This is a genomic window from Oceanobacillus bengalensis, assembly GCF_003628445.1.
Lineage (GTDB): Bacteria > Bacillota > Bacilli > Bacillales > Amphibacillaceae > Oceanobacillus > Oceanobacillus bengalensis.
Genome location: NZ_RBZO01000044.1, coordinates 1 through 16,195, shown reverse-complemented (window position 1 = coordinate 16,195; position 16,195 = coordinate 1). Strand labels below are relative to the sequence as shown.

General features: G+C 37.1%; 16 protein-coding genes, 11 tRNA genes and 1 rRNA gene. 26 read left to right on the top strand and 2 right to left on the bottom strand.

The window, feature by feature from the left end; genetic code table 11:
• Positions 1-384: 384 nt before the first annotated feature.
• Complete coding sequence (locus tag D8M05_RS18485) at positions 385-1,152, bottom strand: rhomboid family intramembrane serine protease (RefSeq protein ID WP_121134453.1); 768 nt, start codon at positions 1,150-1,152, stop codon at positions 385-387.
• A gap of 101 nt (positions 1,153-1,253) precedes the next feature.
• Between D8M05_RS18485 and acpS the strand changes: the two genes are divergently transcribed.
• From acpS to D8M05_RS18420, 13 genes are all read left to right on the top strand, one after another.
• Complete coding sequence (gene acpS / locus D8M05_RS18480) at positions 1,254-1,613, top strand: holo-ACP synthase (protein WP_121134451.1); 360 nt, start codon at positions 1,254-1,256, stop codon at positions 1,611-1,613.
• A gap of 401 nt (positions 1,614-2,014) precedes the next feature.
• The gene (locus D8M05_RS18475; protein ID WP_379543039.1) at positions 2,015-3,049 is read left to right on the top strand and encodes a LolA family protein; all 1,035 of its coding nucleotides are present in this window, start codon (positions 2,015-2,017) and stop codon (positions 3,047-3,049) included.
• Between the two features lie 470 nt (positions 3,050-3,519).
• The gene (locus D8M05_RS18470; RefSeq protein ID WP_121134447.1) at positions 3,520-3,804 is read left to right on the top strand and encodes a CopG family ribbon-helix-helix protein; all 285 of its coding nucleotides are present in this window, start codon (positions 3,520-3,522) and stop codon (positions 3,802-3,804) included.
• 4 nt (positions 3,805-3,808) lie between these two features.
• Positions 3,809-4,171, top strand: a complete 363-nt coding sequence (locus tag D8M05_RS18465) for a type II toxin-antitoxin system PemK/MazF family toxin (protein WP_121134445.1) — start codon at positions 3,809-3,811, stop codon at positions 4,169-4,171.
• Between the two features lie 179 nt (positions 4,172-4,350).
• The gene (locus D8M05_RS18460; protein ID WP_121134443.1) at positions 4,351-5,220 is read left to right on the top strand and encodes an RsbT co-antagonist protein RsbRA; all 870 of its coding nucleotides are present in this window, start codon (positions 4,351-4,353) and stop codon (positions 5,218-5,220) included.
• Between the two features lie 6 nt (positions 5,221-5,226).
• The gene (locus D8M05_RS18455) at positions 5,227-5,583 is read left to right on the top strand and encodes an STAS domain-containing protein (RefSeq protein WP_121134441.1); all 357 of its coding nucleotides are present in this window, start codon (positions 5,227-5,229) and stop codon (positions 5,581-5,583) included.
• A gap of 2 nt (positions 5,584-5,585) precedes the next feature.
• A complete protein-coding gene (locus D8M05_RS18450) occupies positions 5,586-5,990 on the top strand; it encodes an anti-sigma regulatory factor (RefSeq protein WP_121134440.1) in 405 nt (134 codons plus the stop codon).
• Between the two features lie 281 nt (positions 5,991-6,271).
• Complete coding sequence (locus tag D8M05_RS18445; protein ID WP_121134438.1) at positions 6,272-7,285, top strand: PP2C family protein-serine/threonine phosphatase; 1,014 nt, start codon at positions 6,272-6,274, stop codon at positions 7,283-7,285.
• 97 nt (positions 7,286-7,382) lie between these two features.
• Complete coding sequence (locus D8M05_RS18440) at positions 7,383-7,715, top strand: STAS domain-containing protein (protein ID WP_121134436.1); 333 nt, start codon at positions 7,383-7,385, stop codon at positions 7,713-7,715.
• A complete protein-coding gene (gene rsbW / locus D8M05_RS18435) occupies positions 7,715-8,188 on the top strand; it encodes an anti-sigma B factor RsbW (protein WP_121134455.1) in 474 nt (157 codons plus the stop codon). The genes D8M05_RS18440 and rsbW overlap by 1 nt, the downstream gene beginning before the upstream one ends.
• Positions 8,163-8,954, top strand: a complete 792-nt coding sequence (gene sigB / locus D8M05_RS18430; protein ID WP_121134434.1) for an RNA polymerase sigma factor SigB — start codon at positions 8,163-8,165, stop codon at positions 8,952-8,954. Before rsbW ends, sigB begins: the two co-directional genes overlap by 26 nt.
• The gene (locus D8M05_RS18425) at positions 8,951-9,544 is read left to right on the top strand and encodes a SpoIIE family protein phosphatase (protein WP_121134432.1); all 594 of its coding nucleotides are present in this window, start codon (positions 8,951-8,953) and stop codon (positions 9,542-9,544) included. The genes sigB and D8M05_RS18425 overlap by 4 nt, the downstream gene beginning before the upstream one ends.
• 94 nt (positions 9,545-9,638) lie before the next feature.
• On the top strand, positions 9,639-11,807 hold the full coding sequence (locus tag D8M05_RS18420; RefSeq protein WP_121134431.1) for a Tex family protein: 2,169 nt from the start codon (positions 9,639-9,641) through the stop codon (positions 11,805-11,807).
• A 195-nt stretch (positions 11,808-12,002) separates the two neighbouring features.
• On the opposite strand, the gene D8M05_RS18415 is transcribed toward D8M05_RS18420, so the two are convergent.
• Positions 12,003-13,487 carry a catalase gene (locus tag D8M05_RS18415; protein WP_121134429.1) on the bottom strand — a complete coding sequence of 495 codons (1,485 nt, stop codon included), beginning with the start codon at positions 13,485-13,487 and terminating at the stop codon, positions 12,003-12,005.
• 415 nt (positions 13,488-13,902) lie between these two features.
• On the opposite strand from D8M05_RS18415, the gene D8M05_RS18410 reads away from it, so the two are divergent.
• The 13 genes from D8M05_RS18410 to D8M05_RS18350 form a co-directional block, all read left to right on the top strand.
• Positions 13,903-14,361: a SprT family protein gene (locus tag D8M05_RS18410; protein WP_121134427.1), complete on the top strand. Its 459-nt coding sequence runs from the start codon at positions 13,903-13,905 to the stop codon at positions 14,359-14,361.
• Between the two features lie 231 nt (positions 14,362-14,592).
• Positions 14,593-14,667, top strand: a tRNA-Asn gene (locus tag D8M05_RS18405).
• Between the two features lie 4 nt (positions 14,668-14,671).
• A tRNA-Ser gene (locus D8M05_RS18400) sits at positions 14,672-14,762 on the top strand.
• A 12-nt stretch (positions 14,763-14,774) separates the two neighbouring features.
• Positions 14,775-14,846, top strand: a tRNA-Glu gene (locus D8M05_RS18395).
• Between the two features lie 13 nt (positions 14,847-14,859).
• A tRNA-Asp gene (locus D8M05_RS18390) sits at positions 14,860-14,936 on the top strand.
• A gap of 3 nt (positions 14,937-14,939) precedes the next feature.
• Positions 14,940-15,014 (top strand) — tRNA-Gln (locus D8M05_RS18385).
• A gap of 205 nt (positions 15,015-15,219) precedes the next feature.
• Positions 15,220-15,292, top strand: a tRNA-Lys gene (locus D8M05_RS18380).
• Positions 15,293-15,303: 11 nt separating this feature from the next.
• A tRNA-Leu gene (locus tag D8M05_RS18375) sits at positions 15,304-15,387 on the top strand.
• Positions 15,388-15,426: 39 nt separating this feature from the next.
• Positions 15,427-15,503, top strand: a tRNA-Arg gene (locus D8M05_RS18370).
• A gap of 5 nt (positions 15,504-15,508) precedes the next feature.
• Positions 15,509-15,585, top strand: a tRNA-Pro gene (locus D8M05_RS18365).
• 30 nt (positions 15,586-15,615) lie between these two features.
• A tRNA-Gly gene (locus tag D8M05_RS18360) sits at positions 15,616-15,689 on the top strand.
• An 11-nt stretch (positions 15,690-15,700) separates the two neighbouring features.
• Positions 15,701-15,774 (top strand) — tRNA-Ile (locus D8M05_RS18355).
• A 336-nt stretch (positions 15,775-16,110) separates the two neighbouring features.
• Positions 16,111-16,195: ribosomal RNA gene (locus D8M05_RS18350) — 16S ribosomal RNA — on the top strand; the annotation flags it as partial.

Sequence of the window (16,195 nt, the reverse complement as noted above, 5' to 3'; positions counted from 1 at the left end):
CAAAATGCCTGGAACGCATCCTCTTGATAATCATTGTAACATATGGGTAAGCCGTATGCCTTAATAGGGCACGTACGGTTTGATAAGGGGGAAGCCATGAGAATGGTTTCCCTACTTTATTGTATTTTGACTATGCTTGAGCAAAGCATCCCACCTGTAGCTAATTTGTGCGGAGGTATCCCATCGCTATAAGTGGGATCGCGCATTCGATCTAGTGGCGAGCTATTTTCAGCGAAGGATGCGCGTTTTCTCAGAGAAGACGCGCGATTTTAGTTATGGAATGCGCGACTTTCTGTTGAGGTCGCGCGATTTTCAAAAAATACACACGTTCAAAATAACGTGTGTATTTTTTGCCCAACTAAAGAAACTAATGATGACCAGGTTTTAAAAAAATCTACTTAAAAGACCAATTACAGCAAGTATACCTATAATTATCCAAATTAAATGTTGCCTTACTTTTTGAGGTAGCCATCGCTTCTTACGCCATCGATTTGGATCAAATTGTATCTCATCATCATCACGATAACGTCTTCGCTGATTTCTCCATGGAGAATAAGGACGAACATTCTTTAAAACTAGTGGGGCAATAATGAACCCGCCAATAAAACCAAATAGATGTGCATAAATGTTTATATTTGACCTGAGAAATGTCATGATTAAACTAATAATTAATATCGTACTTATCATTTGAGCACTGCTTTGGTCGATTAGATGTTTTCGGTTCATCACCATGAAAATATAAATACCAAATAAGCCAAAGACGGCACCACTTGCACCTAAATGTACATACAATAATGGCTCAAATATATAGGTAGCAATATTACCAATCAGACCAGCCCCGAAGTAGGCAAATAGGAACTTCGGTTTTCCTAACATTTGCTCTAATGCTGGACCAAAAAGAACAAGAGAAAAGGAATTAAACAAAGCATGCATTAAGTCACCATGAAGGAATATGGGTGTAAACAGTCGCCAGTATTCACCCTGGGCTACAAGGAAGTTACTTCCTATACCAATGTCTCGTATGGCGAGTCCGATTTGTAGCCCAAGAAAATCAATGATAAACCATAACACGAGATGAATGATTACCAAAGTAGATACTATTGGATAGTTTTGCATGAATTCCTTTATACTTCTTTCATTACGAATAAACATAGCTTAGGGAATCCCCCTGTAAAGTAGAATAAGTTACTATTATTATAATACTCAAATAAAACCTATATGACCAATAATAGCTAACAGAAGGGCAGAAGACAATGATTAAAGGTATTGGAATTGATATTATTGAATTAGAACGAATTGAGGTTAGTGTTAGAAGTAGTGCTAAGTTAGCCGGCAGAATATTAACAGAGAATGAGAAAAAAATATACGATAACTTGAAAAGTGAATCAAGAAAAGTTGAGTTCCTTGCAGGGAGATTTGCGGCAAAAGAAGCAATAGCGAAAGCATTTGGTACTGGAATTGGGAAGTTAAGCTTCAAGCATATGGAAGTCCTACCTGATACGAATGGTGCACCAGAAGCAAAGGTGAAAAATTATGAGGAAAGTCGCATTTTTATTTCTATTACACATAGCAGGGATTACGCGGTCGCTCAAGCAGTTATAGAAGGGCAATAAATCTAGTACTTTGCATATTTGTACAGGTTGTCTCATATATTTTAATGCAGCAGGAGGGAACAGACTGTAAAATGTCACCGCAAAAGAAATGTACCATACTTGACCATTACACAATGCATGAAACCTGAGATCGTTGAAAAAAATGGTAATGAGAACATACTTGTCACCTTCTTATTTATCTCTAATGGGATTAACTAGACCTGAATGGTGGTGAGGAAAAAGCTGAAAGTGGGGGGTGTTCTAAACCGGATATGTCCTTGTAGGCAATGATATAGGACAAGTACAATTTCAGGCATTGTGTAATGTATGCTATCCTTCACTCTGAAGGCAAGCAGATGTACAACTTCTTGAAAATTGCGAGTGTAATTGTTCCCTGATGGATGTTATGAGACAAGGGAGATATGTATATGAAAAATTTATTTTCAATTGGAAAGTTACTCGTAATCGTTATGTTAATTTTTATACTTGCAGCGTGTGGTGAAAAAACACAGGAAGACGTTGTTGGTGAATTGCAGACAAAAGTAGAAGAGTTAAACGGTTATAAGGCAAAAGCTGAAATGTCAATGAATACTGGACAGGAGCAACAGAAATTTAGTATTGATGTCTGGCATAAAGAAAAAGACTTTTACCGTGTATCACTATCAAGTGGCGAGGATGAAAAAGGAAGTCAAATTATCTTAAAGAATGAGGATGGTGTGTATGTTTTAACACCAGCCTTGGAAAAGAGCTTTAAGTTCCAATCGGAGTGGCCTAATAATGGGAGTCAGCCATATTTGTACCAATCCCTTGTTGAGGATGTCTTAAATGACCCAGAGGCAACATTCGAGTCAACAGAAACAGATTATGTTTTTAAAACAACAACGAACTATCAAAGCAACAACAACCTTCCATTCCAGGAAATACATTTTTCGAAAGATACCTATACACCATCTTTAGTTAAGGTATTAGATAAAGACAATAATGCGTTAGTAGAAGTGAAATTCTCAGCGTTTGAATTAGATCCTACCTTTGCAGACGACGACTTTTCCATGGATAAAAATATGGCACGAAAAGATGCTAGTGAGACAAGTGCATCTGTTTCAGAGGAAGAAACGGTGGATGTACTGGAAGTAGTCCTACCTACATTCACTGCAGGTGCTGAATTAATGGAGCAAAGAGACGTGGAACTTGAAAATGGGGAAAGAGTTATCCTAACCTTTGCAGGTGAGAAGGATTTCACGTTAATCCAGGAACGTGTAGATGTGGTTCCGACATTAACCTCTCCGCAAGAAGTTGAAGGAGATATTGTAAATCTAGGCCATAGCATCGGAGCCTTGAAGGACAATATGTTAGAGTGGAGTTATGATGGGGTGGATTACACGATAGCAAGTGATGAATTAACGAAAGAAGAACTAATTGAAGTAGGCAGGTCTGTTCAAGGTAGAGCAGTGAAATAAGAAAGTGGCGATTTTAACGTATGTTATGGCATTGATTGTAGTTGGTTCCTTTATCTTCTTTGACACACCCCATGTTAAGGAATCTTCCGCGTTTTTGCGATATTGTATGCAATGCAGTGAGCAGGCTCACGGACGAGAGGAGGCTGCTCTTTTTTTGTGTTTTTATCTAGCGCAAGCAAGCCAGCGACTAGCGAGACTTCCCTCAGTGAGATAATAAATATGCATGATTTTAGCGAAATGGCATATAGTTTACAGGAGTGCATTTATCCTTAATATTATTGGGAGGAAAACCCATATATGGTAAAAAGGACTAAACGTGATGTAGTTATTTCCAATCGATATATCACAAACGACAAAATTTCATGTTTTTTTTAAAAAAAGAGCTAGACCCCTTTGCAAACTAAGGACATAGGTGCTATTATTAAAGAGACATTTTGAGTACGTTCAACAGTTGGCGGAGGTGCATTGGTTTGTCAGAGAGTTTACAAGAAGTTTTGGTTAAATTACCAACAAACCTATTGAATGAGGTGGATGGACTAATGAAATATGAAAACAGTGACTTAAGTGACTTCATATGTCAGGCAACGAAAAATTACCTGCAGCATAAGAAGAATGAGCATGTAAGGCAATTTCATGAAACAATGCAACGTGGCTATCAAGAAATGGGTCGCATTAATCTTACAATAGCTTCGGAAGCTTTTCAGGCTGAAGAGGAGGCAGAAATCACCTTTAAGCGCACTGTGATCGGGGTGTAATATTTTGATTGTTCAAAGAGGCGAGGTATACTTCGCTGACCTTTCTCCTGTTGTTGGATCAGAACAGGGGGGCGTTCGCCCAGTATTGATCCTACAGAATGATATCGGGAATCGATTTAGTCCAACGGTTATTGTTGCAGCAATAACTGCACAAATACAAAAAGCTAAATTACCAACCCATGTTGAAATTGATGCAAAAAAATATGGGTTTGACCGTAATTCAGTTATTTTGTTAGAACAAATTCGTACGTTAGATAAACAACGTTTGACAGATAGAATAACAAAACTAGACGGTGAAATGATGAAGAAAATTAATCAAGCTTTAGAAATAAGCTTAGGTTTAAAAGAATTGTATAGTGGGCAATAAAAGATACCTTTTCTACAACAGAGAGGGTATCTTTTATTTTTTTACTTCATTGGACTTTAGCTTTATAATCTCTATCTTAAAATATGTTATAATGTTCCATAAGTTTACACATTATAATTATTTTGTATAAGATATTAAATTATGAATAATGACATAAATACATGAGGGTGGGGTTTTTTATGGAATCCAGGTTCACACGAATCGTTGTGGAAAATAGTAATACAATTGTACAAATGTGGATTAAAGAAATTGATTCACTTAAAGAGGTGAATTATACAGCTACAATATCTGATAGTTTATATGATAGTACAAACCGTGAATTCGCCGAGGTAATCTTTACAAGCATAAGAAACCAAGGGTCAACAAATGCGGTAGAGGAATTTTCAGGGAAAATAATTAAATTAGGTTGGCCTTTAAGTTACATAACGGATGGCTTACAAGCATTTAGGAGAGTTACGACGGATTTTATTCTAAGTCAATCTGAGAAAGTGGATACAGATTATTTTTCTAATGTATTAAGTAGTGTCAATCATTGGATTGAACCAATTATCCGTCAACTAGTCAATGATTATACTGGGAGCTGGGAGAATATCTTGTCATTGCAGCGCGTTGCATTACAAGAATTATCTGCACCGCTGATTCCGGTAATTGACGGGATTACGATTATGCCGTTAATTGGCACGATTGATACGGAAAGAGCAAAGTTAATTATGGAAGGCCTTCTTCAAGGTGTTATTAAACATAACTCAGAAGTTGTGCTAATTGATATTACTGGTGTGCCTGTAGTTGATACGATGGTTGCACATCATTTGATTCAAGCAGCAGAAGCTGTCAGGTTAATCGGTGCGAAATGTATTCTGGTGGGCATACGTCCAGAAATAGCACAAACTATTGTGAAATTAGGAATTGACTTATCTGATTTTGCTACTAAAAGTTCGTTGAAGAAAGGATTCACTTCAGCTTTAGAAATAACAAATCGAACCATAGTAGACCTCGAATCAAAAGAAGAGAAAGTAGAGAAGCTAATTCATTTACTACAAGGGGAGTGAGTCATTATGCCAATACCTATTCTAAAACTACATAATTATTTACTGATATCGATTCAAACAGAGATTGATGATCAAACTGCAATAGAGTTTCAGGAGGATTTATTAGATAAAATCCATAAGACAGGTGCATCTGGGGTTGTCATTGATTTAACATCAGTAGATATTATTGATTCCTTTATAGCGAAAGTTCTTGGTGACGTTGTAGCGATGTCAGATCTGATGGGGGCGAAAGTAGTTCTTACTGGAATACAGCCAGCAGTTGCAATGACACTAATTGAGTTAGGTATTCATTTGCAAAATATCCTAACTGCTTTAGATTTAGAACAAGGATTAATTAAATTACACCAGGAATTGGGGGTTTGAAAATGACTCCTCAGTCCTTTGTAACAGTTTATAAGGAATGGGACATTGTTGGAGCAAGACAGATTGCTAGAGAGATGGCAAAAGAATTAGGGTTTAATGTCGTTGATCAAGCAAGAATAGCCACAGCAGTGTCAGAATTAGCAAGAAACATCTATTTATATGCTAAAGAAGGGCAAATTCATTACGAAGTCGTTGAAACGATGAATAAAAAGGGCCTATGTGTAAGAGCGGTGGATACTGGGCCGGGCATTAAGGATATCAGTCTCGTAATGCAAGATGGATACTCTACTTCTGGTGGCCTTGGAGCTGGGTTACCTGGAGTAAAGCGTTTAATGGATGAGTTTGACATCCAAACAAAGGTCGGAGAAGGCACAACAATCACGACAACCAAATGGGTAAGGCTATAAGAAAAACGAAGCGCCTGTTTAGGGACGTGCGGTGGTGAGGAAGTCTCGCTACAGCTATAGCTCTGGAACTAGACAACCCGAGAAAAGAGGCTGGGACATAACACAGGTATTTATCCCTAAAGATGAACAATACACGAATGTAGTGTAGGAAACTGAAAAGTGATATATTTCCGGATTAGTTTATACACTCTAACCATGTATGTTCAGATTTTACTTTAGTAAAAATACTTACGTTCCAACCCCTTTATCCTGAAAAAAGTAGTTTCTTTGGAGGTAATCAGGTGGATAAGGTACTGAACAAAAATCTAGAAGAATATAAGGAATTACTGAAGAACTTTATCAACACGCAGGATGAACGCTCCTTATACAAAGTAGAGCGCATGAGTAAATCTTTTATTAGGAATAGTGTGCTACCAGAGGAAATTGTTAATTTACATATACAGGCGATGGATGAATTGTATCCTGATATAGCGAATTCATTTCATCATTCCATGAATTTTTTATTAGAAGCAATGATTTCCTATGGGCTTGCCCATCAAGAATTCCAATTGCTACGCGAACAGCAAATTGCCCTTAAATCAGAAATTTCTATCGCTGCTAGAATGCAAGAAACATTACTTGGTACGGAAAAGCCCAATATTGATGGCTTAGATATTGGAGTCGTTAGTGTGCCAGCACATCAAATGAATGGGGACTACTATCATTTTCTTAAGGGTAATGATGGAATGCTAGGATTGGCTATTGCAGATGTGATAGGAAAAGGTATACCTGCAGCACTATGCATGTCGATGATTAAGTATTCGATTGATAGTTATCCTGAGGAATCGATGCGAACAAATGTTATATTGGAAAGTTTAAATCGTGTCGTTGAACGTAATGTCGAATCTAATATGTTTATTACCATGATTTATGCACAATACTTTCCTGATGAGTCTATACTTAGATATTCCTTTGCGGGTCATGAACCAGCATATTATTTTAACGCAATGAAGAATACATTTGAAGAAGTTAATACGAAAGGACTTGTCCTAGGCGTCCTACCAAATGCAACATATTCTCAGAAAGAACTAGAGTTAGAAAAAGATGATATGGTTATTTTTCTTACAGATGGGGTAACAGAATGTAGAGATGATGGGCGTTTTATCAAGATTCAGGAAGTGCTGAATCTCATTGAGCAATATAAGCATTTACCAGCACAAGACATCGTTGATCGTGTGTTTAAATACTTTGAGAAACTACAAGATTTTACTCTTAGGGATGATTTTACAATGATTATCTTAAAAAAAGAAGTTTGATTGAATCGAAGTTTGGGTACTAAGTAATATGGATTACTTTAAATTTAAAAGAATTTACATTCAGAACATAAAATCATAAAGGAGTTGGAGATAGGATATGAATCTTACAGTTAATGTCGAGCAAAATAAGGCACGTGCTTTTGTTAAGTTAACTGGAGAAATCGACGTGTACACGGCTCCTAATTTAAAAGAAAAGCTGCTCCCTTTAACAAAAATACAGAATCAAGTAATAGAAGTTGATTTCTCAGGTGTCTCCTATATGGATAGTACTGGTTTAGGAGTGTTTGTTAGTGCACTTAAATCAACGAAGGAAAACAGTAGTAGTATGAGGTTGGTGCATTTAGATGAACGTATATACAGAGTGTTTCGGATAACAGGCCTTATTGAGATTATGGATGTACATCGAGCGATAAAAGGTGGAGAAGAATGATGGGTGGTTTTGATTTTATCGAGATGAAAATACCAGCAAAAGCAGAATATGTTGGCGTCGTTCGTTTAACATTATCGGGTATTGCGGGTAGAATGGGTTTTTCATATGAAGATATCGAAGACCTTAAGATCGCTGTATCAGAAGCAATTACAAACTCTGTCACACATGCATATGAAGGTCCTGGAAAAGGTGAAATAACGATTGGTTTTGGTGTTTACGAAAGTAGACTTGAGGTTATGGTTGCGGATCGCGGAGAAAGTTTCAATTTAAACGAAATAAGAGATGACATTGGCCCCTTTAATAATACGGAATCCGTAGAGGATTTGCGTGAAGGGGGCTTTGGCTTATTTTTAATCAATACATTGATGGATAAAGTCCAGATTAACAATAAATATGGTGTTATCGTTTTGATGACAAAATATCTAGATGAAACTGAGGTGGACTTTAATGACAACCAAGTCTCAGGCCGATAATAAGGGGAGAGATGAGGTTTACCAATGGATTGAGTATCTACAAATAGAGCCAAAAAATAAAGAAATACAAGAAAAGATTGTATTGGAATATAAACGCCTCGTAGAATCTATTGCAATGAAGTATTCCAAAAATGCTATGATTCATGAAGATTTGGTGCAAGTTGGAATGCTAGGGTTATTGGCTGCAGTCAGAAGATATGATGCATCACTTGGTAAATCATTCGAATCTTTTGCCATTCCGACAATTATTGGTGAAATTAAACGCTATATTCGTGATAAAACATGGAGTGTTCATGTTCCGCGAAGAATAAAAGAGATGGGACCAAAGCTGAAAAAAGCAGTTGACGCATTAACAAAGGAAAATCAAAAATCACCAACAGTACGTGATATAGCAGATTATCTGAATGTTTCAGAAGAAGAAATTCTCGAGACAATGGAAATGAGTAAGAGCTACAACACACTCTCTGTCGATCATCAGTTGGAATCTGATTCGGATGGAAGCAAGGTAACATTACTTGACCTGATAGGTAAGAACGACAAAGGCTATGATTCTATTGACAATAAAATTATACTTGATAAATTATTACCTACTCTTCCTGAACGTGAACAACTCATTTTAAAATATACGTATTTTGATAATTTAAGTCAAAAAGAAACTGGAGAGCTATTAGGAATTTCGCAAATGCATGTGTCAAGATTACTTAGAAGGTCATTACGAAAATTAAAAGAGGCCATTCAGTCCGAAAGTTCGGAGGTATTCGATTGAGTGAAAATCATAAGATAGAAATAGCAGTCTTCCAAAAGGCAAAAACAGGAAAATCTTGCTGTGGAGACAGTTATTTTTATACTGAAACAGAAGATGGATTTGTTTGTGCGTTAGCAGATGGGTTAGGAAGCGGTCAATATGCAAAGGAATCTTCCGCTATCGTTATTGACACGATAAAGGAAAGTGCAGATGCAACGGTTGAGCAACTTGTAGAAATAGCTAACACGAAGTTAATAGGCAAACGAGGAGCCGTACTAGGTATTTTTAAAGTTGATTTTCATACGATGATTTGCTCTTTCTCTACCATTGGAAATATTGGTGCTGTCATTGCAACGAAGGATAAGAAGAAACGGATTGTCCCAAATATCGGATATTTAGGGAGTTCACAACGTACATTTAAAGTGATTCAGGAAGAAATTGAACCTGGGACAAATTTTATTATGTTTTCAGATGGTGTGAAGGATTTGGAATTATCAAATGTCTATTTTTCACATGAAGATATCAGGGATATTATTAAATCATACGAGCATATATCTGAGGAAGAAAGACAGGATGATACAACCTTGATAGCGATGAGATTTGTGAAATGAGGGACTAACGCTTAGCGTGTTAGTCCTTTATTTAATTAGGAAAACAAGGGTCTGTTTGGTAAAATATATATGGTGAACAAAGGAGGAACAATTTGTGGAAAAAGAACTAGAACAAGATCTTATTAATCTGGTTGCAAGTGAAACAAATGTACATACAGGTACCGTCAAGAAAGTTATTGCCTTATTAGATGAAGGGAATACGGTACCATTTATAGCTAGATACCGAAAAGAGATGACAGGTGGGCTAGACGAAGTACAAATTAAGTCCATTCAAGATAGGTGGCAATATGCCGTTAACTTATCTGATAGAAAACAGGAAGTACTTCGAATTATTGCAGAACAAGGTAAATTAACAGCAGAACTTGAACTAGACATAAAACAAGCTACCAGGTTACAACGGGTTGAAGACTTGTATCGGCCTTATAAACAGAAGCGAAGAACAAAAGCTACTATTGCAAAGGAAAAAGGTTTAGAGCCTTTGGCAGAATTGGTGTGGCAACAAGAAATCTCGAATGTCCATGATCATGCTAAAGAATATGTATCAGAGGAACATGAGTTACATACAACGGAGGATGTATTGTCAGGAGTTAATGATATTATTGCAGAGTGGATTTCGGATGATGCAGGATACCGTGACTACATCCGTGAGGAAACTTTTAAACGTGGTACGATTGAGTCTACTGTGAAAGACGAAGAAAAGGATGAAAAGCGCGTATATGGAATGTATTATGAATACCATGAACCGTTAAGGAAGCTTGTTCCCCATCGTACACTTGCCTTGAATCGAGGGGAAAAGGAAGATATTCTTAAAGTTTCTATCGAGCCGCCAATAGAAAAAATACATGAATATTTAGAGAAAAAAGTAATAAAGCATGGTGCAAGTCAAGAGCTTAAGGAAATACTCGTTGCTACGATTTCAGATAGTTATAAACGTTTAATCCAACCTTCTATAGAAAGGGAAATTCGCAGTAGTTTATCAGAAAGAGCAGAACAGCATGCTATCGAGGTTTTCTCTGTTAACTTAAAAAATCTATTACTGCAACCTCCTTTAAAAGGAAGAACAATATTAGGGGTAGACCCAGCTTATCGGACAGGTTGTAAGCTTGTCGTTGTTGATGAAACTGGAAAGGTCTTGGAAGTTGGCGTGATGTATCCGACTGCACCGAAAAATGATGTTGTTGGATCAGAAAAAATCGTTATGGAGTTTCATCATAAATACAACTTCGAACTTGTAGCGATTGGTAATGGTACAGCATCACGTGAGACGGAGCAATTTATCTCTGATGTAATTGCAAATAATAACTTAAATATACCATATATTATTGTTAACGAAGCGGGAGCGAGTGTCTATTCAGCATCAGAACTAGCACGCGAGGAATTTCCGGATTTACAAGTAGAACAGAGAAGTGCAGCATCCATTGCACGTCGTGTACAAGACCCACTGGCAGAACTTGTGAAAATTGATCCAAAATCAATTGGTGTTGGTCAATATCAACATGATGTCAGTCAAAAGGAATTAAATGAATCATTATCTTTTGTTGTAGAAACTGCAGTTAACCAAGTTGGAGTGAATGTTAATACGGCATCTGCTTCCCTATTGCAATATGTATCCGGGCTTAGCAAAACAGTTGCTAATAATATTGTTAAGAAAAGAAATGAAGAAGGGAAGTTTAATAAACGGGAACAATTAAAGAAAATCCCGAGACTAGGTGCGAAAACATATGAACAAGCAATCGGTTTCCTGAGAATTATTGATGGGAAGAATCCGTTAGATCGCACACCGATTCACCCTGAGAGCTACCCGCATACTGAAAAATTACTTTCAATTTTAGAATGTAATATTGCTGATATTGGGTCGGAAAAGCTTCGTGATAAGATAAATGAGTTGGATAAGAAGGAAATGGCAGACCGTTTAGAAATTGGTCAAATGACTTTAGATGATATTCTCAGTGCGCTAAGTCGCCCTGAAAGAGACCCGCGTGATGACTTTCCACAACCTTTATTAAAACAAAATGTCATGACATTAGAGGATTTAAAGCCTGGCATGGAATTACAAGGAACAGTAAGAAATGTTGTTGATTTCGGGGTCTTTGTCGATATTGGTGTCAAACAAGATGGTTTAGTCCATATATCGAAAATGGCTAATAAATTTGTAAAACACCCAATGGATATTGCTTCTGTTGGAGATGTTGTAACGGTATGGGTAGAGCAGGTTGACGTAGATAAAGGAAGAATTGCGCTGTCTATGATTAATGATAATTAATGAAATAACAGACCAGTTACCATTAGATGATGGTGGCTGGTCTATTTTTATAAAAATAGGAAAGTGTAAGGAGTTGATAAAGGTTGTTAATGGTAGAAATAAAATCAATCATTGTTAATGAAGGACAGATCGTTCGGTTTATTGCTCTAAAAAAAGACTGCCAAAAACATTTGTTTTTAGCAGTCTAGTAATTTATTATTCTACGTCGCTTGCAGCTTCTACTTCGCTTAAAGAAATACCTAGTGCTTTAGCAACACCTTCACCGTAAGCTGGGTCAGCTTTATAGCAGTTGTTGATATGACGTAATTGAATTTCTTTTGTTGTACCTTGCATGTTACTTGCTGTGTTTTCGAATAATCTTTGTTGTGCTTCAGGACTTTGTAGTCTGAATAATTTACCTGGTTGTTCGTAGTAATTATTATCATCTTCACGGAAGTCATAGAAATCAACTCCACCTTGAAGGTTTAAAGCTGGTTCTTGATGTTCTTTTGAATCTTCCCATTCGCCGTAGCTGTTAGGAGAATAAGATACAATACCTTCAGAAGGATTCATAATTCGCATTGCGCCATCACGATGATATGGATGGAAGTTTTTAGCCGCTTTTGGATAGTTAACAGGGATTTGCCAATGATTAACACCTAAGCGGTAACGTTGTGCATCTCCATAAGAGAATAGGCGACCTTGTAACATTCTATCTGGTGAGAAACCAATACCAGGAACAATATTTGTTGGAGCAAATGCAGCTTGTTCTACTTCAGCAAAATAGTTTTCTGGGTTACGATTTAGTTCAAGTTCCCCAACTTCAATTAATGGGAAGTCTTTCTTATACCAAACTTTCGTTAAATCAAATGGATTATATGGCAATTGACTTGCTTGTTCATCTGTCATTACTTGGATATACATTTTCCATTTAGGGAAGTTACCTTTTTCGATGTTTTCAAATAGATCTTTTTGATGGCTTTCACGGTCTTTTCCTACTACCGCTTCAGCCTCTTGATCTGTTAAGTTCTCAATGCCTTGCTCTGTATAGAAATGGAATTTAACCCATACACGTTCATTATCAGCATTAATCAAACTATACGCATGGCTACCGAATAAGTTCATGTTTCGGTAGGTTTTTGGAAGTCCGCGATCACTCATTACAACTGTTACTTGGTGTAATGCTTCAGGTAGACTTGTCCAGAAATCCCAGTTAGCTTGCGCACTGTGCATGTTTGTTTTTGGATCACGCTTAACAACGTGGTTCAAATCTGGGAATCTCTTAGGATCTCTCATAAAGAATACTGGAGTGTTGTTACCAACTAAATCCCAGTTCCCTTCTTCTGTGTAGAATTTCATTGCAGTACCACGGATATCACGTTCAGCATCTGCAGCTCCACGTTCGCCAGCTACAGTAGAGAAACGGATAAACATGTCTGTTTTCTTACCTACTTCAGAGAACACGTTAGCCTTTGTATATTTAGTAATATCATTTGTTACAGTTAGTGTTCCATATGCACCAGAACCTTTTGCATGCATACGACGTTCAGGGATAACTTCTCTGTCGAAGTGTGCTAGTTTTTCAAGGAACCAGAAATCTTCCATTAATAGTGGACCACGTTTACCAGCTGTTTTAGAATCATCATCATTAGGTACTGGTGCACCAAACGCAGTAGTCATTTTCTTTTTGTTATTTTCCATTTAATAAAAACCTCCTGTTATATTAAATATAATTATTATAATAACATAGTTATTTTAAAAATACTATTTATAACGTTTTATAGATTTGTGAACATTAATTGATTCATTGCTCGTATTGTTTCTTCTACTTATAATAGTATGGGGAGTGTTTCCTTTCTATTCTCATTTATGGTGAAATAAGTGAGAATATAGTTGCTAGTGTTTGTCTTATATAAACTATCGCTACTGTAATTATCGAAAAATGATTCTATCAATTGCATCAACATAATTGTACATAATCACGAACAAACATCAATAATCTAATAATAATTATTTTAAATAAGATAGTATAAGGCATTTTTCTATAATGTTATCAACTAATGAATCCTCATATGATATAATTGAATATAATTAATCGTATGGAGATGTTTCGCAAATGGATCCGATAAATGAGAAAAGCTTGTATAGTTTGGTTGATAAAATATCTTTAGATTACTTTAATAAGCCTTTCAAACATGTTGTTAAGTTTAACCATCGTCTTAGAACTACCGGTGGAAGATACATTCCGATGAAGAAAACAATTGAACTGAATCCGAAATATGTAATTGAGTCTAATAGTGAAGAATTTATTGGGATAATAAAACATGAATTATGTCATTACCATCTTCATATAGAGGGAAAGGGATATCAGCGTAGAGATGCTGATTTTAGGGAATTACTTAAAATTACGGGCTCGCCAAGACATTGTAGTCCGTTGCCATCACAAAAGAAAAGATATAATTACTTATATAATTGTAAAGATTGTCAATTAGAATATAAAAGGATTCGGAGAGTTGATACGAAAAAATATAGATGTGGAAAGTGTAGGGGAAAGTTGGTATTAGTTAAAGACTGAAGAGTATCATCTTATATATTATAGAGATGTTAATATGGCTTTCTTCAGCTTCTTTCAAAAGGTTTGGCGAGACTTCTATAAAATAATTGACGAGAAGCTCCTTCCGTGGTAAATTAATATAGCTAATGAAATTTCTGTTGAAAAGGATAAAATTAAGTAGCAAAAAATGTTGACAAACGAAATAGTGTGTAGTACGATAGATATCGTTGCCTGGAAAATATTATTATTTATTCCACAGTAGCTCAGTGGTAGAGCAATCGGCTGTTAACCGATCGGTCGTAGGTTCGAATCCTACCTGTGGAGCCATTAAGGAGAAGTACTCAAGTGGCTGAAGAGGCGCCCCTGCTAAGGGTGTAGGTCGCGCGAGCGGCGCGAGGGTTCAAATCCCTCCTTCTCCGCCATATTAAACTTATGGCCCGTTGGTCAAGTGGTTAAGACACCGCCCTTTCACGGCGGTATCACGGGTTCGAATCCCGTACGGGTCATCTTTACAATTTAGGTCCGGTAGTTCAGTTGGTTAGAATGCCTGCCTGTCACGCAGGAGGTCGCGGGTTCGAGTCCCGTCCGGACCGCCATTTTGGGCCATAGCCAAGCGGTAAGGCATCGGGTTTTGATCCCGTGTACCCCAGGTTCGAATCCTGGTGGCCCAGCCATTTTTTGTATCGAATACCTTCTTTTGAACATTTAATATAATATTGATGCAATAGATATTTGATGCAGGGATTTAAATTATACTATTGGAATAATAGTATTTTTTTATGAAGTAAATAGAGTTAAAAAGTTTTATCTGTATATTTATAGAAAAAGGGGTAATCGACAGAATCCTCTATTATATAAATAGAAAAAATCATTTAATATGAGCCATTAGCTCAGTCGGTAGAGCATTTGACTTTTAATCAAAGGGTCGAAGGTTCGAATCCTTCATGGCTCATCATATTCCATGCGGTCGTGGCGGAATGGCAGACGCGCTAGGTTGAGGGCCTAGTGGGTGAATAACCCGTGGAGGTTCAAGTCCTCTTGGCCGCATTGTAAAAGTATCATAATCAAGTGAAATATATTTTTTAAGCGCCCGTAGCTCAATTGGATAGAGCGTTTGACTACGGATCAAGAGGTTAGGGGTTCGACTCCTCTCGGGCGCGCCATTTTACGGGAAGTAGCTCAGCTTGGTAGAGCACTTGGTTTGGGACCAAGGGGTCGCAGGTTCAAATCCTGTCTTCCCGACCAGCGCAACTTGATTTATCGATTATAAATAATGCGGGTGTAGTTTAGTGGTAAAACCTCAGCCTTCCAAGCTGATGATGAGGGTTCGATTCCCTTCACCCGCTCCATATATTTTTATGGGCCTGTAGCTCAGCTGGTTAGAGCGCACGCCTGATAAGCGTGAGGTCGGTGGTTCGAGTCCACTCAGGCCCATCACACTTTATAATAAGTGTTGACTTTAGATTTCAGATCTTATATAATATAATTCTTGTCGCTTTTTGAATCACATTTAAAATAATTTACATTTTATGCGTTGACAAATGGATGGCGATATGATAATATAATAAAGTTGCTGTTAAACGTAATCAAAATTGCTCTTTGAAAACTGAACAAAACAACCAGTATGATTTAAGGAAAGGTGAGAGCGTTCGTTTTACGACGCTCGAACTAGACAATTATACAAAAGAAACGCTAGTTTCTTTCTATAGAAGGTAACACTTCTAAAAGCTAAGACTCATCTGATTGATTGGTGTTAATCAGATACAAACTTTTTTGGAGAGTTTGATCTTGGCTCAGGACGAACGCTGGCGGCGTGCCTAATACATGCAAGTCGAGCGCGGGAAGCAAGTAAACA